At 70.1% G+C, this 18,301-nt stretch carries 18 protein-coding genes; 11 read left to right on the forward strand and 7 right to left on the reverse strand.

What is annotated here, in order from left to right; genetic code table 11:
• Positions 1–115: 115 nt before the first annotated feature.
• From ACIQVT_RS01755 to ACIQVT_RS01770, 4 genes are all read right to left on the reverse strand, one after another.
• Entirely contained in the window at positions 116–790 is a 675-nt protein-coding gene (locus tag ACIQVT_RS01755) for a GAP family protein (RefSeq protein ID WP_403745863.1), read from the reverse strand.
• Positions 791–1,010: 220 nt separating this feature from the next.
• Entirely contained in the window at positions 1,011–2,225 is a 1,215-nt protein-coding gene (locus ACIQVT_RS01760; protein WP_403745864.1) for a cytochrome P450, read from the reverse strand.
• A gap of 12 nt (positions 2,226–2,237) precedes the next feature.
• Positions 2,238–3,632, reverse strand: a complete 1,395-nt coding sequence (locus tag ACIQVT_RS01765; RefSeq protein WP_403745866.1) for an NAD(P)/FAD-dependent oxidoreductase — start codon at positions 3,630–3,632, stop codon at positions 2,238–2,240.
• The gene (locus tag ACIQVT_RS01770) at positions 3,629–3,856 is read right to left on the reverse strand and encodes a ferredoxin (protein ID WP_403745867.1); all 228 of its coding nucleotides are present in this window, start codon (positions 3,854–3,856) and stop codon (positions 3,629–3,631) included. The genes ACIQVT_RS01765 and ACIQVT_RS01770 overlap by 4 nt, the downstream gene beginning before the upstream one ends.
• Before the next feature lie 621 nt (positions 3,857–4,477).
• Here ACIQVT_RS01770 and ACIQVT_RS01775 point away from each other — a divergent pair.
• The 4 genes from ACIQVT_RS01775 to ACIQVT_RS01790 all read left to right on the forward strand — a co-directional run bounded on the left by ACIQVT_RS01775 (position 4,478) and on the right by ACIQVT_RS01790 (position 8,600).
• Entirely contained in the window at positions 4,478–5,428 is a 951-nt protein-coding gene (locus ACIQVT_RS01775) for a DUF389 domain-containing protein (RefSeq protein ID WP_403745868.1), read from the forward strand.
• 185 nt (positions 5,429–5,613) lie between these two features.
• Positions 5,614–5,844, forward strand: a complete 231-nt coding sequence (locus tag ACIQVT_RS01780; protein ID WP_403745869.1) for a trehalase-like domain-containing protein — start codon at positions 5,614–5,616, stop codon at positions 5,842–5,844.
• Positions 5,845–5,965: 121 nt separating this feature from the next.
• Positions 5,966–6,910: a cyclase family protein gene (locus tag ACIQVT_RS01785; protein WP_403745871.1), complete on the forward strand. Its 945-nt coding sequence runs from the start codon at positions 5,966–5,968 to the stop codon at positions 6,908–6,910.
• A 109-nt stretch (positions 6,911–7,019) separates the two neighbouring features.
• A complete protein-coding gene (locus ACIQVT_RS01790) occupies positions 7,020–8,600 on the forward strand; it encodes a GMC oxidoreductase (protein ID WP_403745872.1) in 1,581 nt (526 codons plus the stop codon).
• A gap of 54 nt (positions 8,601–8,654) precedes the next feature.
• Here ACIQVT_RS01790 and ACIQVT_RS01795 read toward each other — a convergent pair whose 3' ends face one another.
• A complete protein-coding gene (locus ACIQVT_RS01795; protein WP_403745873.1) occupies positions 8,655–9,539 on the reverse strand; it encodes a hypothetical protein in 885 nt (294 codons plus the stop codon).
• A 375-nt stretch (positions 9,540–9,914) separates the two neighbouring features.
• Between ACIQVT_RS01795 and ACIQVT_RS01800 the strand changes: the two genes are divergently transcribed.
• The 4 genes from ACIQVT_RS01800 to ACIQVT_RS01815 are packed head-to-tail and all read left to right on the forward strand — an operon-like array spanning position 9,915 to position 13,691.
• Positions 9,915–10,853, forward strand: a complete 939-nt coding sequence (locus ACIQVT_RS01800; protein ID WP_403745874.1) for an ATP-binding cassette domain-containing protein — start codon at positions 9,915–9,917, stop codon at positions 10,851–10,853.
• The gene (locus ACIQVT_RS01805) at positions 10,850–11,701 is read left to right on the forward strand and encodes an ABC transporter permease (protein WP_403745875.1); all 852 of its coding nucleotides are present in this window, start codon (positions 10,850–10,852) and stop codon (positions 11,699–11,701) included. The genes ACIQVT_RS01800 and ACIQVT_RS01805 overlap by 4 nt, the downstream gene beginning before the upstream one ends.
• A 35-nt stretch (positions 11,702–11,736) precedes the next feature.
• The gene (locus ACIQVT_RS01810) at positions 11,737–13,026 is read left to right on the forward strand and encodes a sensor histidine kinase (protein ID WP_403747846.1); all 1,290 of its coding nucleotides are present in this window, start codon (positions 11,737–11,739) and stop codon (positions 13,024–13,026) included.
• Positions 13,023–13,691: a response regulator gene (locus tag ACIQVT_RS01815; protein WP_403745877.1), complete on the forward strand. Its 669-nt coding sequence runs from the start codon at positions 13,023–13,025 to the stop codon at positions 13,689–13,691. Before ACIQVT_RS01810 ends, ACIQVT_RS01815 begins: the two co-directional genes overlap by 4 nt.
• Before the next feature lie 117 nt (positions 13,692–13,808).
• Here the strand turns inward: ACIQVT_RS01815 and ACIQVT_RS01820 are convergent, their stop codons facing one another.
• Positions 13,809–14,009 (reverse strand): hypothetical protein, encoded by a 201-nt coding sequence (locus ACIQVT_RS01820; RefSeq protein WP_403745878.1) that lies wholly within the window; start codon positions 14,007–14,009, stop codon positions 13,809–13,811.
• Between ACIQVT_RS01820 and ACIQVT_RS01825 the strand changes: the two genes are divergently transcribed.
• Positions 14,000–14,452, forward strand: coding sequence for an EF-hand domain-containing protein (locus ACIQVT_RS01825; protein WP_403745880.1), 453 nt, complete (start codon positions 14,000–14,002; stop codon positions 14,450–14,452). The genes ACIQVT_RS01820 and ACIQVT_RS01825 overlap by 10 nt on opposite strands.
• Positions 14,453–14,588: 136 nt before the next feature.
• Here the strand turns inward: ACIQVT_RS01825 and ACIQVT_RS01830 are convergent, their stop codons facing one another.
• A complete protein-coding gene (locus ACIQVT_RS01830; protein WP_403747849.1) occupies positions 14,589–15,668 on the reverse strand; it encodes a protein kinase family protein in 1,080 nt (359 codons plus the stop codon).
• 381 nt (positions 15,669–16,049) lie between these two features.
• Between ACIQVT_RS01830 and ACIQVT_RS01835 the strand changes: the two genes are divergently transcribed.
• Positions 16,050–16,814 carry a hypothetical protein gene (locus ACIQVT_RS01835; protein WP_403745882.1) on the forward strand — a complete coding sequence of 255 codons (765 nt, stop codon included), beginning with the start codon at positions 16,050–16,052 and terminating at the stop codon, positions 16,812–16,814.
• A 669-nt stretch (positions 16,815–17,483) separates the two neighbouring features.
• On the forward strand, positions 17,484–18,296 hold the full coding sequence (locus ACIQVT_RS01840; RefSeq protein ID WP_403745884.1) for an SGNH/GDSL hydrolase family protein: 813 nt from the start codon (positions 17,484–17,486) through the stop codon (positions 18,294–18,296).
• Positions 18,297–18,301 lie beyond the last annotated feature (5 nt).

Below are 18,301 nucleotides of genomic sequence, written 5' to 3' on the forward strand. Positions count from 1 at the left end.
GGAGATTCTGATCACAGTAGCGAAGGTAGAGGGGCAGCCCGCCGATCAGAAGGACATCGCGCCGACGCACGGCACCTTGTCCGCGGCCTTTGTCAGCGGTTGCCTTCGCGGTTCGTCAGGTGAGGATCGAGATGCCGTCTCCGAGGAGCTTCAGCCCGATCACGAAGAGCAGGACGGCCATGACGGCGATGTTGTGCTGGGCTGCCCAGTCCTTCCAATCGGCGAGCGTCGTCTTCGCACGTTCTCCCCCGAGCAGGAAGACCCCCAGCGGGACGAGGAGGCCGAGGGTGGCGATCAGGACGAAGATCGCCAGGGACGCGACCTGCTGTCCGACCGGCAGTCCGGCTGAGCCGATGGTGGCGCCGGCGGCGATGGTCAGCGGGGCGTTCTTGGCGTTGAGTGCGGACAGGGCCAGTCCGAGTCCGAGGATCTTGAGCGGCGTCAGGTGGTCGATCGCGGCCATCCATTTCGGCAGCTGGGCCTGCGCGGGGTCCTTCGGGCGCCGGTGCCACAGCCGGGCGCCGAAGAGGACGAGGAACACGCCCAGCGCGAGCTTGAGAGCTCCCACCCACGTGGCCGGGTGACTGTGGGAGGAGGCACCCGCGGGGGAGGCGATCGCGAGCATCACCGCGCCCAGTGCCGACAGCCCCAGAACCCAACCGACGGTGAACAGCGTCCCGTTGAGACGTCCCCGGGGCGTGGCGAGTATGAGGATGAGGGCGATGATCGGCAGCGGGCTGATCGCGACGGCTGCCGCGAGACCCAGTACATCACCGAGAACTTTGCCCATGCTTGCCTCCGGGGGCCTTCAGGGCTGGGAGCGAGTTGAGTAAGGCCTGGGGAGAGCGGCCCGGTCCGACTGCTCGGCGAGCCGGGGGGCGGCTACGTGCCCTGGGTCGGCGGACGGCCCCCGGACCGTGGGCCGTCCGCCGACCCGGAGCGGTTGCTCGACTCCTCGGCGGTCAGTGTCCGTCCCGAAGCCTTGCCGGACGGTGTTCGAGGCTTGCCTGTCAGCTCTGCTCGACAGGCAGATGGATGGGGCCGCGCAGGATGGGGCTGGGCCGGTAGGGCGGTGGGTCGGCGACCAGCCTGGGCCGGTCCAGGCGGCGCGCCAGCTGGTTCAGGGCGATCTGGGTCTCCAGCCGGGCGAGCGGGCCGCCGAAGCACAGGTGGATGCCGCTGCCGAATCCCAGGTGCTGGTTGTCCTTCCGATCGGGGTCGAAGCGTTCCGGTTCGGCGAAGTGGTCCGGGTCCCGGCTGCCCGAGGCGAGCATGAGCATGATCTGGGAGCCCTTGGGGATGACGGTGTCGGCCACGGTGATGTCGCTGTACGCCGCACGCCAGGGAATGATGTGAACCGGGGGCTCGTAGCGCAGCAGTTCCTCGACCAGCGGCACGATCAGGTCCGGTTCCTCGCGCAGTCGTTGCAACGTCTCCGGGTGGCGCAGCAACGTCAGCATGCCGTTGGTGATGAGGTTGACGGTGGTCTCGTGGCCGGCGACGAGCAGTAGGTTCGCGGTGCTGATGATCTCCTCGTCGGTCATCCGCCCGTCGGGCCCGTCGTCGTTGGCCAGCCGTGCCAGCAGGTCGTCGCCCGGCCGACCGTGGCGTTGCTCCAGCAGTCCGCGGAGGTAGTCGCGCAGGTCCTGGGTGGCCTGCCTGCCGTGGGTCAGTTTCTCCTCGGGGTCGGTCCTGGGGTTGTAGTTGATCGAGTCGATGATGGCGTTCACCCAGCCGTGGAACCGTGGTTCGTCCTCGCGCGGCACGCCGAGCAGGTGGCAGATCACGGTGACGGGGAACGGGTAGGCGAAGTCGTCGACGATGTCGATGCGCTCTTTGTCCTCGAACTCGTCGATCAGACCGTTGACGGTGGCGGTGAGATCGCCTTCCATGCCGATCACGAGACCTGGGGTGTGCGGGGGGCCGAAGTGGCGCATGGCCAGACGCCGCAGGCGGTCGTGCTCGGGCGGGTCGAGGTTGAGGAACGCCGGCGTGGCACGTTCCGCGACTCCGGGCATCGGCCGGGACAGGTTGCGGACGTCGGAGCTCAGGTGCGGGTTGTGCAGGATGTCCGTGAGTTCACGGTAGGTGCTGATGACGTAGCTGCCGTCCTCCTGCAAGGCCACCGGCGTCCTGCGCAACTCGGCGTAGAGCGGATACGGATCGGCCCGGGAGGAGTAGTCGAGGATCCGGGGCAAGATGTCGGGTGTCTCGGTGATGGTCATCTTGCTCGCCTCCTACCGGTGGTGCTGCTGAACGGCTGTGACGCGCCGCTCACTCGGATCATGGCCGGTGACGACCACCGTGGCGCCCTGGCTGAGCAGGACGGGGCCGGGGAAGTCGACGGGCACCGGCTTCGCGTCGGCGGGCCGATCAGGTGTGGGGCAGGGGGGCGGGAACGGTGCGGCCGTCTCGATCAACTTCCGGTAGTGGTCGAGCCACTTCGCGTTGTTGAAGCTGACCGCCGCGGTGACGCGCCCCCGGTAGCCGTATGCGGCGACGAAGCGGCGCTCGGGTACCGATCCCTGGGCGACGACGACCTCGTCGGCGAAGGTCGGCACGCCGACGGTCTTGATGTTGACGCCGAACTGGATCGACCAGAAGGTCGGGATGGACAGGTGCGGCCAGCGGTCAGCCTGTGTGCTGACCATGTTGTGCGCCGCGACCTCGGCCTGCTCCACGGCGTTGGCCCAGTGTTCCAGCGAGATGAGCCGGTACTCGTAGATCGGGTTCGGGCAGCGTGCCACGTCTCCGGCGACGAAGATGTCGTCGGTGACCAGGCCGTTGAGGTCGAGGGCGCGGCAGCCCGTGTCGCAGGCGATTCCCCACGGCCCCGCGGCCAGTCCGGAGCCGTGCAGCCAGTCGGTGTTGCGAATGCCCCCCAGCGCCACCACCGCCACGTCGGCGTCGATCGTACTGCCGTCGTCGAAGTGGGCGCGGCGGAAACGCCCCTGCGCGTCGCCCTCCAGCCGGGTGACCTTGACACCGCAGCGCAGGTCGACGCCGTGGGCGCGCTGCATGTCCGCCGCGACCTCACCGATCATGGCGCCGAGCGCCCCGACCAGCGGGGTCGGCGCGAGTTCGGCGACGGTCACCGGGATGTCCCGCTCGCGGCAGATGGAGGCGATCTCGGAGCCGGTGAAGCCCGCGCCGATGACCAGTACGCGAGAGGGCCCCGCGGCGAGGGCCCGCCGCAGGCCGTCCGCGTGCTCACGCGTACGTACGACGAAGACTCCGTCCAGCCGCGCCTCGCTCTCGACGAACCAGGGGCGCGCCCGCACTCCGGTGCAGATCAGCACTCGGTCGAAGGGAACCTCGCGGCCGTCGGCGAGGTGCACCTGGTTGGTCGCCAGGTTCAGCCCGTCGGCGGGCACACCGAGCAGCCACTCCGCGTCGATGTCGCGACGTCGGGGCAGCGTGGTGCCGTCGGCCGGCACCCACCCGGTCAGCACCTGCTTGGACAGCGGGGGCCGGTCGTAGGGCTCCCCCAGTTCGTCACCGATCATGGTCAACGATCCGGTGAAGCCCTCGTTGCGCAGAGCCTCCGCGGCCCTGAGGCCCGCAAGCGACGCCCCGACGATCACGGCGCGGCCCTCACGCTTGAACCCCTTCACGGTGTCGGCGCTGGTCATGACCGCGACGTCCCCACCGGAGCGCCCTGCCCCTCCACCTGGTCGACCAGGATCGCCTGAAGCGGGCAGGCCGCCGCGGCGCGCAGCACCCGCTCACGCTGGGCATCGTCGGGATTCGGGTCGTACATCAGCGCTTCTTCGCCGTGCATCCGGAACGCGTCCGGAGCGAGGAACGCGCACTGCGCATACCCCTGACACCGAGAAAGATCAACAACAAGTTTCATCCCGAACTCCCTTGCAGGGGCGCAGAGCTGCGGACCCTGGAGCGGCGCTTGCGCGGCGCCCGGGGCGCCGAGGCACACCTTCGAAGAAGGGAATCGGCTGCTGCCCACCCAGCGCATGCGAAGGGGTGTGCCACGCACGTCAAAGGTCTCCGCAGGAAAAAAATTGATCCGCCGTGCGTCTGTGAACACCGCCCGGAGAACCTGACCTCGCCTTCAGAAGCCTATCCCGCACGCATGCCGCCCGCACCCGAGGACAGGTCCCGCGCACGGGGCTGTCCGGTGCCGTCCCTGGAGCGGTGTGGGTCGGCCGTGTGCGCCGGCCGGGCCGGGCGCCACTCTGAAGGCAGACGGCCGAGATCGGTCGGCCCAACGGCATCAGGACGGTGAGCCTGCCGCGCATCTCCTACAAGGCGCGTCGCGAACCGCAGGACGGCAGTGGAGGTGTATCAGTGTTCACCGTCATCTCGGAAGGCGCATCGGGCCGCGGTGATGGGCAGTCGATGGGTCGGCTCGTGACGGGGGTCCGGTTCCGGCCGGTCGGCCGGCAGCGCGGGACACGTCGAACTGCTCCGGGACCAGGTCTGATGCGACCGCACCGACTCCCGTCCTGAGGAGGCCTGGATGGATCTGATCCACTTCCGTATGGTCATGCCGACCGCGCTCACCCAGCCGGCCGTCGACCTGCTCTCCTCGCACGATCGAGTCCTCAACCTCGTCGTCGTGAAGGCGGTCCAGGTGCCGGGCGGTGACGCGGTGGAATGCGACGTGCTGCGCGGCGCCGCGAACGCCGTCCTGGGAGGCCTGCGTGAGCTGGGCGTCGACCGTGCCGGGGCGATCGCCATCGACGACGTCGACATGATGTTCTCGCGAAGCGCCGAACGGATCGAGGCGGCCCGGCCCAGCGCGCTCGTCCACGCTCCCCTGTGGGACGCTGTCGAGGCGCACATCCGAAAGGGCGGAACCTATCCGCCGTCCTTCTACCTGTTCCTGACCGTCGCGGGCCTCATCGGTTCGGTCGGCATCATGACCAATTCGCAGATCCTCATCGTGGCGGCCATGGTGGTCGGCCCGGAGTACAACGCGATCACCAGTATCGCCCTCGGTCTGGACCGCCACCACGGCCGCCGGGTGCGGGAGGGAGCGCGGGCGCTCACGGTCGGCTTCCTGTCGGCCATGGTGGTCACGCTGGCCTTCGCCGCGCTGGTGCGGGGTGCCGGCCTTCAGTCCACCGCCTTCGAACTGGGTCTGCGGCCCGTCTCCCACCTCATCGACACGCCGGACTTCTTCTCCGTCGCCGTCGCCGTCCTCGCGGGTGTCGTCGGCATCGTCTCGCTCACCGAGGCCCGCGGCAGCGCCCTGCTCGGGGTCTTCATCTCCGTGACCACCATCCCCGCCGCCTCGGACATCGCCGTCTCCCTCGCCTTCGCCGACTGGCACCAGGCATGGGGGTCGCTGATCCAGCTGCTGCTCAACGTGGTGGTGCTGGTACTCATCGGCGTCCTCACTCTGCGTCTTCAGCGCCGTCTGTGGCGCCGCGCGGCTCGTCGCGCCGCCGCGCAGACGCAGGCCTGATCCGGGACGCGTCCGCCCGCGAGAGGCGGGGTCCCGGGCGGTCGCGTCGCGTCCGGCCCGACGGCGATCCTGTTACCGGCCGACTTCCGCGGGTGGGATTCGGTGGGTGGGGCGGCCAGCGCGCAGGGATCACCCGGGTGGCCGATAGTGGGCGTAGGGGTTCTGCCGAGACTTCTGGAGCAGCCATGGACCGCTACCCTCCCATCGCCGAACACGGCCTGGTGGGCGACCTGAAGGCCGCCGCGCCGGTCTCGTCGCGGGGTGTCGTGGACCGGTACGCCGCTCCGCGGTTCCACTCCCCCGGCGTCTTCGCGGCCCTGCTCGGCCACGAGGGCGGCGGTCACCTGCGGCCGGCCCCGCAACGCCGCGGGATGACGCGCAAGCAGCTCCGCTACCCGACACCGCGACCCCGATGACCCGGTTCATGTCGCCGGACGGGGTGGGCGAGGGGGTCGGCCTCATGTCGCCGGAGCCGACCGGCACCGCCAACGGCCGCCCCGCTCCGCGGGCCCTGGGCGCCCAGCAGGGACACCGATCATGACCACCCACTCCCCTTGGGCCGAACGGCCACGGCTCACCGAGGACGAGTTCGGGGCGCTGTACCGGCGTCTTGGCTCGCGTGCCGCTTGGGCCTCGGGCCCCCGGGGTGCCCTGGAAGCCCTGACTCCTGCCCGGGTGGCGGCCGCCGCCCGGGAGGTACGGACCGGGCGGACGGTGACGCTCGCCGCGCCGGTGGAAACACTGCCCGGCCCGGACAATCCCGAGCCCGCACGACACCGGATGGGTGAGCGGCCGGACGAACACGCCGACGGCGGGCTCCAGTTCGCCACAGACAGTTTCGCGATGAACGTGCACGGAGATGTGGACAGCCACATAGACGCCCTGTGCCATGTGGTCTACGACGGCACATTGCACGGCGGGAAGAGCGCGAGAAGCGTCAGGAAGGACGGGGCGACCGCGCTCTCCATCGAGACGGCGCACGACGGGATCGTGGGCCGGGGCGTGCTGCTGGACATCCCACGGCTGCGCGGAGTGCCCTGGCTGGAACCCGGTGATCACGTCAGCGCCGACGACCTCGCCGCGGCCGAGGACGCCCAGCGTCTGCGGGTGGCGGAGGGCGATCTCCTGTTCGTACGCGTCGGTCACCGTCGGCGCCGCGCCGAGCTGGGGCCGTGGCATGCGGCACGGGAGCGGGCCGGGCTGCACCCGTCCGCGCTGGAGCTCCTCGCCGACCGGCGGATCGCCGTGCTCGGTGGTGACGGGAACAACGACACAGCCCCCAGCTGCACCGAGGGCGTCGACTTCCCCGTGCATGTGCTGGCGATCCACGCCATGGGTCTCCACCTGCTCGACTACCTCCAGTTCGAGGATCTGGCACCGGTCTGCGAGGCGGTGGGACGCTGGTCGTTCCTGTGCGTGATCGCCCCGCTGAGGCTGCCGGAGGCCACCGGCTCGCCGGTCAACCCGATCGCGGTCCTGTGACTTCCGCGCTCCCGGCCGTGGTCGTCACGGGGGCCGCGGGCGTTTCGCCGCCGCCCAGGCAGGCGCTACGGCGAGAACAGTCGACGACTCTCAGAACGGAGCCCTTCTCATGGCCGCCGAGCAGCACTACGACGTCATCGTCATCGGTACGGGAGCGGGCGGCGGTACGCTCGCCCACCGGCTGGCACCCACGGGCAAACGGATCCTGATCCTGGAGCGCGGCGGGTACCTGCCCCGGGAACGGGACAACTGGGACTCCACCGCCGTCTTCGTCACGGGCAAGTACCGTGCCCCGGAGTTCTGGTTCGACAAGCACGGCAACCGCTTCCCCCCGGAGGTCAATTACTACGTCGGGGGCAACACCAAGTTCTACGGTGCCGCGCTGTTCCGGCTGCGGCCCGAGGACTTCGGCGAACTGCGCCACCACGACGGTGTCTCTCCGGCGTGGCCGATCCGCTACGAGGACCTCGAGCCCTACTACACCGAGGCGGAGCACCTCTACCTGGTGCACGGCCGGCACGGCGAGGACCCGACCGAAGGGCCGGCCGGCGCGCAGTACGCCTACCCGCCGGTCGAACACGAGGCGCGCATCCAGCAGCTCAGCGACGACCTGGAGAAGACGGGCCTGCACCCCTTCCACCTGCCGATCGGCGTCAACCTCGCCCAGGACGAGAACGGCCGGGCCACTCACGACAGCGTCTGCATCCGCTGCGACCGGGTCGACGGCTTCCCCTGCCTGGTCGGCGCCAAGTCGGACGCGCAGGTGATCTGCGTCGACCCGGCGCTCCGACATGACAACGTCACGATGGTCACCGACGCTCAGGTGCGGCGGCTGGAGACCGACCCGACCGGACGCACCGTCACCGGAGTGGTCACCGAGTTCCCGGACGGAGCGACCGAAGCGTTCAGCGCGGACATCGTGGTGGTTGCCGCCGGGGCGGTCAACTCCGCTGTACTGCTGCTTCGTTCGGCCACCGACAAGCACCCCGACGGCCTGGCCAACAGCTCGGACGTGGTAGGACGCCATTACATGCGTCACAACAACCTGGCGCTGATGGCCGTCTCGAAGGAACCCAACCCCACGAAGTTCCAGAAGACCTTGGCGCTGAACGACTGGTACCTGGGTGCGGACGACTGGGAGTTCCCGCTCGGCGGCATCCAGATGCTCGGCAAGTCGGACGCCGACCAGATACACGGTGAGGCGCCACGCTGGGCCGGCGCGGTCACTCCCGAGATGCCCTTCGAGGTCCTGGCGCACCACGCCGTCGACTTCTGGCTGTGCGGCGAGGACCTTCCGCTGCCCGGGAGCCGTGTGACTCTCGACGAGGACGACGCCATCCACCTGACTCTCGACGAGAAGAACAACACCGCCGGACTGAAGCGCCTCCAGCACAAGCTGCGGGGCATGCTGGGACAGTTGGGCATGCACGAGCACCACCTGCTGGACCACAGCATCTACCTGCACAAGGGCATGCCGATCGGTGCCACCGCGCACCAGGCCGGCACCGTGCGCTTCGGCGACGACCCCCGCAGTTCTGCCCTCGACGTCAACTGCAAGGCGCACGACCTGGACAACCTCTACGTCGTGGACACGTCCTTCTTCCCGAGCATCGGCGCGGTGAACCCGTCCCTGACCGCCATCGCCAACGCCCTGCGCGTCGGCGACCACATCGCCGCCCGGCTGAGCTGACGCGTCAGGACGTCGGCGTCCGCCCCCTGCACACGCCGGGGGCCAGCTTCACGGTCACCCTGCCCGCTGGATGACCGGGTTCTGTCCCTCCGTCCGGCGTTCCCCCATGTGGGCGTAGACCATCAGCCCGAACAGGACGGCGAGGAGGACGGCGGACGAGCCGGCGGTACCCAGATCCAGGCCGCCCTTGGCGACGGGCTTGGTGAGGAAGTCACCCGCGGTGGCGCCCAGCGGCCGGGTCAGGACGAAGGCGATCCAGAACAGCAGCACGTTCGGCACCACGGGCACCTTCATGAGCACCACCAGCACGGCCAGCACTCCGGTCACGAGGAGCGCGCCGCCCAGGTAGCCGAGGCCGGAGCTGTCGGAGAGGAAGTCACCCATCGAGGTGCCGAGGGTGTTCGACACGAGGATCGCCGCCCAGAACAGAGCCTCTCCCCGGAAGGTGACGATGTCACGGATCTCGAACGTCATCCCGCTCAGCTTCCAGGCGAGGAAGATCGCCAGCAGGAGCGAGATCAGGATCGCCGCTCCCTGCGGATAGCCGAGGCCCACGCCCTGCGGACCCCAGCCCAGCTTGGTCGCGCCGTTCGAGAGGTACTTGGCGCTGGCGTCGCGGTTCATGAAGTCGGACATGGTCGTGCCGGCCATGGAGGTCGACAGGATCACGGTCCAGTAGAAGAACGGGTTGTACCGGCTGGAGCGCAGCTGGACGACCAACGTGACCACGAAGACCAGGAACAGCGCGATCGTCGTCAGGAAGTAGCCCAGCTTCAGGGTCTGCGCGAAGAGGTCGCCCGCCGTCTCACCCAGGGTCGTCGCGGCGATCTTCATGATCCAGAACGCCAGGGTGACCTCGGGCAGCTTCTTCATCACCGACTTGGTCGTCGTAGACGTGGCCGCCACGTCGAGGTCGCTGAGGACCTCTGGATTCTCCATCCGATGTCTCCTGTCCGGTCGAACGACAGGGCACCCGCCGTGTGACGGGTCGAGCGCCCTGTTGGACGCGCCGGCCGCCGACGCGGCCGTGATCTTCGACCGTGGCACAGGGTGCCTGAACGCATCCTGAACGTGACCGTGTCGCAGGTCGGGCCGCGTGTCGGGCGGCAGGCTGGGACTCCCGATCGTGCTCACGCTGGTCCGCGGTGTCCTCACCTTCACTCCATGGGCCAGCGCCGGGTGCGTAGTACCCCGGTACCACCTGTCCGGCGCTGTTCAGCCCCCTGGTACCACCGGATCGCGCAGGTCGCGGACTTAGCGTGGGGCAGGAGGCGTCGGCGTTGTGGGCGCCGGAGTCCGAGAGGGAGAACGTCGATGATCGAGGCACAGCAGCTCACCAAGAGGTACGGGGAGAAGACAGCCGTCGACGGTCTGGACTTCACCGTGAAGCCGGGTACGGTGACCGGATTCCTGGGCCCCAATGGTGCGGGCAAGTCCACGACGATGCGCATGATCGTCGGGCTGGACGCGCCGACCGGGGGGTCCGTCACGGTGAACGGCCGGCGTTACGCCCGTCACGAGGCGCCGCTCCAGGAGGTGGGGGCGCTGCTGGAGGCGAAGTCGATCCACCCGGGCCGTTCGGCGCACAACCATCTGCGTGCGCTCGCGCTCACCCATGGCATTCCGCGGCACCGGGTCGACGAGGTCGTCGAGCTCGCCGGTCTGACCAGCGTCGCCAAGAAGCGGGCCGGTGCCTTCTCGCTCGGTATGGGCCAGCGGCTCGGCATCGCGGCCGCCCTGCTCGGCGACCCGCAGACGGTGATGCTGGATGAGCCCGTCAACGGCCTGGACCCGGAGGGCGTCCTGTGGATCCGCAACCTGCTCACCTCGCTGGCGGCCGAGGGGCGCACGGTGTTCGTCTCCTCGCACCTGATGAGCGAGGTGGCGCTGGTGGCGAATCATCTGATCATCGTCGGGCGGGGCCGGCTGCTGGCCGACACGACCGTACAGGACCTGGTCCGCGAGGCCGGTGGTGACACCGTAAGGGTCGCGACGGACGACCCGGCGCGGCTGCGGGACGCGCTGGCCGGGCCGGGCGTGGAGATCACCGGCCGGATCGGCTCGGAGGAGCTACAGGTGACCGGGGTCTCCGCCCGCGAGATCGGCCTGAAGGCCGCCGAGCACGCCATCCCCCTGTTCGAGCTGACCACCAAGGCGGTGTCGCTGGAGGAAGCGTTCATGGAACTGACCCGGGACGCCGTGGAGTACCACGGTTCCACGACCGGCATCGAGACCTCCGGGAGCGCGGCATGAGCACCCTCACGGCAACCCCCGAAACCCCCCGGACCGACCCGGTCGCTCCCTCCCGCCCGGTCTACCGGGTGACCGGACGGCGCGTGCTGTCCTCGGAGTGGGCGAAGCTCTGGTCCCTGCGCTCGACCTGGATCACCCTCGGTCTGGGCCTGCTGTTCCTCGTCGCCTTCGGCGTCATCGCCGCCGGCCACTACAAGTCCGACCTCGGCTCCGGCCGGCACCTGGACCGTGACTTCGCCTCCGCCACGTCCGTCAGCCTGTCCCTCTTCGGCACGAACTTCGCCCAGCTCGCCCTCGGTGTGCTCGGCGTACTGGTCACGGCGGGCGAGTACTCCACCGGCATGATCCGCTCCACTCTGGCCGCGGTGCCGCGCCGGCTGCCCGTGCTCTGGTCCAAGGCGGCGGTGTACGGCGCGGTCGCTCTGGTCGTCGGGACCGTCGGCGCGTTCGTCGCCTTCCTGGTCGGCAGCCGGATCGTCTCGGGTACGCCCGCCGCCATGGGCCTCGGCCACGCCGGCGTCGTCCGCAGTCTGCTGGGCGCCGGGCTCTACCTCAGCCTGGTCGGCGTGATCGGCACGGCCCTGGGCGCGCTGCTGCGGTCCGTGGCCGGCGGCATCTCCGTCCTCGTCGCCGCGCTCATGCTCGTACCCGGGCTGGTCTCCCTGCTGCCCAGCTCCTGGCAGGGCGAGATCGACCTCTACCTGCCCAGTCACGCGGGTGAGTCGCTGTTCGCCCTCACCCACGACTCCACCGCCCTCTCGCCGGGCGCGGGACTGCTGGTACTGCTCGGCTGGACGGCGCTGGCGCTGGCCGGCGCGGCCTACCGGCTGCTGCGCAGCGACGTCTGAGCGGCGGCGAGCCGCATCATGGTCCGGTGACCACCATGAGCACCGAGGACCTCAGCGGGATGGGACCGCTGGTCGCCCGATTCGGCCGGGCCGGCCAGCGGCTCCGGCGCGCCGATCGAGCCCGTCCCTGGGTCCTCGACACCGCCGTGGTGGCTGTCGTCTTCCTGCTGTTCTGCCTGCCTGACCTGCTGCACGCGCTCGGCGGCGACGGCGACGGCGACGGCCCGCGCCACTTCCGTCTGGTGTTCACCCGTCTGCCCGTGCCGGGCATCCTGGCCCTACAGACCGGGTTGCTGCTGCCGCTGCTGTGGCGGCGTCGCGCGCCCGCCGCCGCCTTCGGCGCCGTCACGGCCGTCTTCGTCCTCCAGTGGTCCCTCGGCGCGGCACTGCGCGCGGACGTCGCCCTCTTCGTCGCCCTGTACAGCCTGGCCCTGCACGGGCGGTTGCGGCAGCTCCCCTGGGCCTGTGCTGCCGCGGCGGCCGCGCTGAGCCTGGTCGCGGTGCGGGTGTCGACGGCGGTGTCGGTCTGGGACGCGCTGTTCTTCCTGCTGAGTACGGTGACCGCGGCGCTCGCGCTCGGTCTGGTGATCCGTATCCGGCGGGCTCAGCTGGCCGGTCTGCGTGACCGTGCCGCGCGGTTGGAGATCGAACGCGACCAGCGTGACAGGCTCGCCGTCGCGGCCGAACGGGCCCGAGTGGCCCGGGAGATGCACGACATCATCGGTCACAACCTGTCCGTCGTCATCACCCTCGCCGACGCGGGAGCCTATGCCGCCGGCGCCGCTCCGGAACGGGGCGAAGAGGCCCTGCGCCTCATCGCGGACACCGGCCGTCAGGCGCTGGGCGAACTGCGCCGGGCGCTCGGCGTACTGCGCGAGGCGGACGGTTCGGCGGCCGGGCCCGAGCTGAGTCCGCAGCCCGGCCTCACGGACATCGACGAACTGTGCGAGGCGGTGCGCACGGCCGGCCTGGAGGTCGTCTACCGTACGGGCGGAGACATCGACGCCCTCGACAGCGGGGTGCAGCTGACGGTCTACCGCATCGTGCAGGAGGCACTGACGAACACCCTGAAACACGCCGGCGCGGGCGCGTGTGCGAACCTGGCGGTCATCGTGGAGGACACGCGGCTGACCGTCACCGTCCAGGACTCCGGTCCGGCCGCCCCGGCCGGCCCTCCCCGCACGGTGAACGAGGAAGGACACGGCCTGGTGGGCATGCGAGAACGAGCGGCGCTCTACGGAGGACACATCAGCGCCGGCCCGACGGGCGCCGGCTGGACGGTACGGGCCGACCTCGACCTCGCTCCGCAGGACGGCGCCCCGTGACCACCGTCCTCGTCGTGGACGACCAGCCGATGCAGCGGTACGGCTTCCGCATGCTCCTCGACTCCGTGCCCGAGACCGAGGTGGTCGGCGAGGCCGCGCACGGAGCCGAAGCGGTGCGCATGGCCGCCGCGCTGCGCCCCGACGTCGTTCTCATGGACGTACGCATGCCCGGCATGGACGGCATCGAGGCCACCCGCCGGATCGCCGCCGCCGGCGATCGCTCCCGGGTCCTCGTCCTGACCACCTTCGACATCGACGAGTACGTGTACGCGGCCCTGCGCGCCGGAGCCAGCGGCTTCCTCCTCAAGGACGCCCGCCCCGAGGAACTCCTGGCCGGAATCCGAGCCGTGGCCGTGGGTGACGCGGTGATCGCTCCCGCCCTCACCCGCCGCCTGCTGCACGAGTTCGCCCGACTCGTGCCGCCCGGGGGCAACGGCTCGGCCGGGGATCCGCGGCTGAGTACCCTGACCGACCGCGAACGCGAGATCCTCGTCGCCATCGGCAAGGGCTGGTCCAACGGTGAGATCGCCACACACTTCGTGCTGTCGGAGTCCACGGTGAAGACCCATGTCGGCCGCGTCCTGTCCAAGATCGGCGCCCGTGACCGCATTCAGGCAGTGATCTTCGCCTACGACCACGGTCTGGCCCGACCTCATGCCGGCTGACCCGCGACACTGGCGACGCGGTCGAGTTCCCTGGGTCGCCGAGCCGGGTGTCGGCCTGTGGCAAGGTTCCAGCGGGTGAAGCCCGCCCAGCCTCCCATGCCGAGGCCGAGTGCCCTCCTAGGCGTCGAACTCGAAGTCACGGGACGCTTTCCTGTACTTGTGCCGGTTGACGAGGAGCAGGGCGGAGCAGACGGCGAGGCAGGCCACCCCCGCATAGAGCAGCGGCGGCGCCCAGAAGGACACTTCTTCGGTGCTGTGCCCGCTGCTCCAGTGGCAGGTGATGGACGGGGGGAAGCCGGCTCCGTCGCGTGCGTTCACGGCACGGGGACAGCGCGGTGTTCGGCGGCTCCCATGGCTGGGCGAGTGCCTGGTTCAGGGGCGCCGATGTCGACGGCGACGGGTTCATCACCCAGCGGGACGTTCGGATGATGAGCGAGCGTTACATCGCCGCCCGCGGCACCGCACCGGACTCCGCGACCGCCCGCCTGCTCACCGAGGGGATGGACGGGTTCTGGACGAACGTGATCGCCCCGATGGATCAGGACGGTGACGGCGAGGTCGACCAAACGGAGTTCCAGCAGATGTTCGACTCGGTCGCCGGCGTTCCCGGCGGGGACTGCGCCGCGGTGTTCGCCGCTCTGGACCGGGACGGTTCGGGTGCGCTGGACCGCGCCGAATTCCACCAGGCGGTCACGGAGTTCTTCTACGGCGAAAACCCGAACGCTCCTGCCAACCACCTCTTCGGCAGGGTCGCCGGCTGACCGCCCCCGATGCGGCGTGAACTCCTCGGGCCAGGCAGACCCTGACGACACTTCTTCAGTCGGTGTTTTCGGTCCAGTTCCCGGCACGGGATGCTCAGATCCTCGAAGCCGCCCAGATCGAGAGACCAAGTCGGCCTCAGTGGGGCGCCGCGACCGCGGTGCCCCAGGCCCTCGCAGCCTCGGCGGCCGGAAACGGCGTCCGCTTGCTCTCGGTGAGCAGACGACGGGCGAATTCACCGAAGACCACGGCAGCTCGGGAATGCCGGTCGATGATCGCGGCGATCTCACGTGGAACGGCATCGGACCGGTGACCGGCGATCCACTCACTCAGGAACGCATCGTGTTCCAGATCGCCGCGCAGACCGTCGGGCAGATGGTGGCGAAGCAAGTGGCTCGCGGTGTGGCAGCGGTCGTAGGCGAGATGGTCGGAGAGGAACTCCGCCTCGGACGTGGACAGTTCGAAGCCGGAGCTCACGGCGAGTCCGAAGTCCGTGAAGTACAGCAGCCGACCGTCGGTCAGGACATTGGCGAAGTGAGCGTCGAAGTGAACGAGTCCGTGCGAGCTCATGAAGGCGGTCCCCCGGGAAAGGGCCTCCTCCACCCACGGGTACGGCGAGCCCTCCCGGCCCTCCGGCGCGGAGGTCCGGTAGTCGTGCAGCCAGTCGCCGAGTGTCTGCGGGACGTGTTCCAGGAAGAGCACCAGGCTCGACGAGGAGCGGCCGATGGCCTCCAGCCGCTCACGCACGGCCGATGAGCCGTCCCAGTGCGCGACCGCCCCGTCGATGCCCCCGAACTCGTCGGCGAACCCTTCGGGAGGGGAGTCGGGCAGGACGCGCCAGTGGTACATCAGGGGAAAGCCCTCGTACTCGCCGGTGAGGACCCAATTCGTGGTCATGACGTGCACGGCCAGCTCTCGCCAGGCACCGAACCCTGTTGAGCCCACCCCGTACTGGTAGAACATGGGCAGTCCGAAGAGGTTCGCCGTCGACCGCGCGTTCTCTGGCCGCAACTCGGTGTCCGTCAGGGGTACCCGCTTCACGAACACCCGCGCGCCGTCGATGTCCAGCTCCGCGGACCTGCCGCCGACGCCGGACCCGAGCGAGGCTCCGGCGGCCACGATCTCGCCGAGCCGACGGTCGCTCAGCAACGAAAGGTGCGTCGCCACGGTCCCATAGGTGGCGAGCCGCGCGGCACACCGCGGGTCCAGGTGGTGCATCGACGACTCCTCGGTGCCCGGAACCGGGGCTTTGATGATCTCGCGCACGCTGCCGAGCCTAGCCGCCCACGCCCGGAGCTGAAGGTCCTCGCCAGTCCCGCGGGCGAGGGGCATCACGGTCAAGAGGTGGTGCAGCGGGCCGCGCATGGCGTCGGGGGCGACGGTTCGGTGGAACGGTCCGGCTCGGGCGACCCCGCACCCGCGAGCCCGTCCCTCATCTGCGGTCGGCCGAACGGCCAATGCCCATCCGTCACACTCTTCGTGGCCGGATCGGTGGCCTTTCGGCGTCAGGGCATGGCCGGGTACGCCTGACTCATGTGGTGGTCCCGCCCGGACTCCCGTCGATCGCCATGGAGGCGCGCAAAGATGGCCCCGGCCGGCATGACCAGCTTCGAGGACGTCTACGCCCTCCCCGACCCCCGCGGGTACTTCGCCGCCCTCGGGCCGTACGCGTACCAGACCCCCGGCCACGCCCAGCCGGTCTTCCGGGCGCTCGCCGCGGAACTCGGGCCGGGGAGGCGCACGGTCCTCGACATCTGCTGCTCCTACGGCATCAACTCCGCCCTGCTCAACCACGACGTCACCCTCGACGAACTGTTCGCGCACTACACCTCCGCGGCGGTGGCCGGACTCACCACCGCCGCGCTCACCGACCTCGACCGTGACTTCTACGCGGCTCGCCGCCGCTCCGACGCCGTACGGGCCATCGGCATCGACGTGTCTCAGCCGGCCCTGGACTACGCGGTGGCCGTCGGACTTCTCGACGACGGGTACTGCTTGAACCTGGAGCGCACCGAGCCGACGGAGCGGCTGCGCGACTCGCTCGCCGGGACGGGCCTGATCACCATCACCGGCGGCACGAGCTTCCTGACCGGGCGCACCTTTGCCCGGCTGTTCACCGCCATCGGCCACCCCGTGCCGGTGGCGGCCTTCGTCCTGCGTACCCACGACTACGGGCCGATCTCCGCCTGTCTGCACTCGTACGGTCTCACCGTGGAACGGGACGCCGACACGCACCGGCAGCGGCGCTTCACCGACCCCCGGGAACAGCAGCGCGCGGTCGCCACCGTCACCGCCCTCGACGAGGACCCGGCGGGGAAGGAGTCAACGGGATACTTCCACACCCGACTGCACCTGGCCCGCTGAAAGCCGTGCCGGGAACGCAGCGGGGACGGGGAGGGCCGAGCCGGACCTGTACCGGGCAAGAGTGTCCCTGGTGCGTTCTCATGAGGCGGGGGAAACCGCCCAGGTCCTGGCCACCTCTCCCCTGAACGAGCGAATACCAGTGTGCCGGTCAGGGTGGTCGTCGGCGGCGACCGGGCGGGGTGAGGACCTCCTCGGGGAGCCCGAAGGCATCGATCAGGTCCTGACATGGATCTCAGGCCGAACAGCATCTCCTCGATCGCCTGGAGCAGGTGCCGGACGTAGTCCGCGGCGAGGGGTCCGCGGCGCTCGGCCGGGCACCCTCACAGCACGATGGAAGAAGCCGGCACCACTGCCGGGGAGCCGCTGCTGGCTCGCCCTGAAACAGTGGCGAGGCATCGCCACCCGCTACGAGAAGACCGCCACCATCTACCTGGCCGGACTCCACATCGCGGGCATCTTCTTCTGGTCCGCCCGATGATCCGAACGAAACTCAACCGACCCCAGCCCACACACCCCGGCCTCGGTACACCGACGATCGCCGATCGCCCCCCGAGCGTTACCTGCTGTTCCGCCCACCCGTCCACTTCTGCTGCGCCGGCCAGGTGAGCGGTCACCGTAACGGCGTAGCCGGGCGGGCCGCCGGGGAGCCGGCCGCGGTACACGAGAGTCATGAGACACCCTCGAATAGCGGCAGGCGCGTGCTCCCTGCTCCTCGCCGCCGCCTGCGCGTTCGCCAATCCCGCGACGGCGCAGGTGGCACCCAGTACCGTGGCCGGCGGCTACGTGGCCCTCGGCGACTCCTACTCCTCCGGCGCCGGAGCCGGCGACTACCTGGCCGCCTCCGGCAAGGAGTGCAAGCGCAGCAGCCGGGCCTTCCCCGTGCTGTGGGCCGAGGCCCACACACCGGCGTCCTTCACGTTCGCCGCCTGCAACGGCGCCGACGCCGACGAGGTGCTGACCGAGCAGCTCGGCCACCTCAGCTCGCACACCGGACTGGTCACGCTCACCGTCGGCGGCAGCGACACGGGCTTCGTCGGTGTCATCGCGGCCTGCTCGCTGGGCGGCGCCAAAGGATGCCTGTCCGCCGTCTCGCGCGCCCGCACCATCATGGACGGGTCCCTCTCCGGCAGCCTCGACCGGCTCTACACGGCCATCCGGAACCGGGCCCCCACCGCCCGTGTCGTGGTGCTCGGCTACCCGCACCTGTATCACCTCCAGGGCGCCTGCGCGCTGGGCCTCCCGGACGGTGAACGGGCTACCCTGAACGACGCCGTGGATCACCTCAACACTGTGATCGTCCGGCGCGCCCGTGCCCACGGATTCACCTTTGCCGACGTCACCGCCGCCTTCGCCGGCCACGAGATCTGTTCGTCCCGGCCCTGGCTGCGCGGCGTCGACGTACTGGCGATCACCGAGTCGTACCATCCGACGGCACCAGGCCAGTCCCTCGGCTACCTCCCGGTGCTCACCCGGCTGTCGTGACCGCC

It is taken from the genome of Streptomyces sp. NPDC100445 (assembly GCF_044759735.1).
Classification (GTDB): Bacteria; Actinomycetota; Actinomycetes; order Streptomycetales; family Streptomycetaceae; genus Streptomyces.

Coding starts and splice junctions, on each gene's coding strand:
- ACIQVT_RS01775 (WP_403745868.1), top strand. CDS start 4,478: ATGGATCTGATCCACTTCCGTATGGTCATGCCGACCGCGCTCACCCAG.
- ACIQVT_RS01835 (WP_403745882.1), top strand. CDS start 16,050: ATGACCAGCTTCGAGGACGTCTACGCCCTCCCCGACCCCCGCGGGTAC.
- ACIQVT_RS01785 (WP_403745871.1), top strand. CDS start 5,966: ATGACCACCCACTCCCCTTGGGCCGAACGGCCACGGCTCACCGAGGAC.
- ACIQVT_RS01790 (WP_403745872.1), top strand. CDS start 7,020: ATGGCCGCCGAGCAGCACTACGACGTCATCGTCATCGGTACGGGAGCG.
- ACIQVT_RS01830 (WP_403747849.1), bottom strand. CDS start 15,668: ATGCACCACCTGGACCCGCGGTGTGCCGCGCGGCTCGCCACCTATGGG.
- ACIQVT_RS01840 (WP_403745884.1), top strand. CDS start 17,484: ATGAGACACCCTCGAATAGCGGCAGGCGCGTGCTCCCTGCTCCTCGCC.
- ACIQVT_RS01805 (WP_403745875.1), top strand. CDS start 10,850: ATGAGCACCCTCACGGCAACCCCCGAAACCCCCCGGACCGACCCGGTC.
- ACIQVT_RS01760 (WP_403745864.1), bottom strand. CDS start 2,225: ATGACCATCACCGAGACACCCGACATCTTGCCCCGGATCCTCGACTAC.
- ACIQVT_RS01770 (WP_403745867.1), bottom strand. CDS start 3,856: ATGAAACTTGTTGTTGATCTTTCTCGGTGTCAGGGGTATGCGCAGTGC.
- ACIQVT_RS01795 (WP_403745873.1), bottom strand. CDS start 9,539: ATGGAGAATCCAGAGGTCCTCAGCGACCTCGACGTGGCGGCCACGTCT.
- ACIQVT_RS01755 (WP_403745863.1), bottom strand. CDS start 790: ATGGGCAAAGTTCTCGGTGATGTACTGGGTCTCGCGGCAGCCGTCGCG.
- ACIQVT_RS01810 (WP_403747846.1), top strand. CDS start 11,737: ATGAGCACCGAGGACCTCAGCGGGATGGGACCGCTGGTCGCCCGATTC.
- ACIQVT_RS01765 (WP_403745866.1), bottom strand. CDS start 3,632: ATGACCAGCGCCGACACCGTGAAGGGGTTCAAGCGTGAGGGCCGCGCC.
- ACIQVT_RS01800 (WP_403745874.1), top strand. CDS start 9,915: ATGATCGAGGCACAGCAGCTCACCAAGAGGTACGGGGAGAAGACAGCC.
- ACIQVT_RS01780 (WP_403745869.1), top strand. CDS start 5,614: ATGGACCGCTACCCTCCCATCGCCGAACACGGCCTGGTGGGCGACCTG.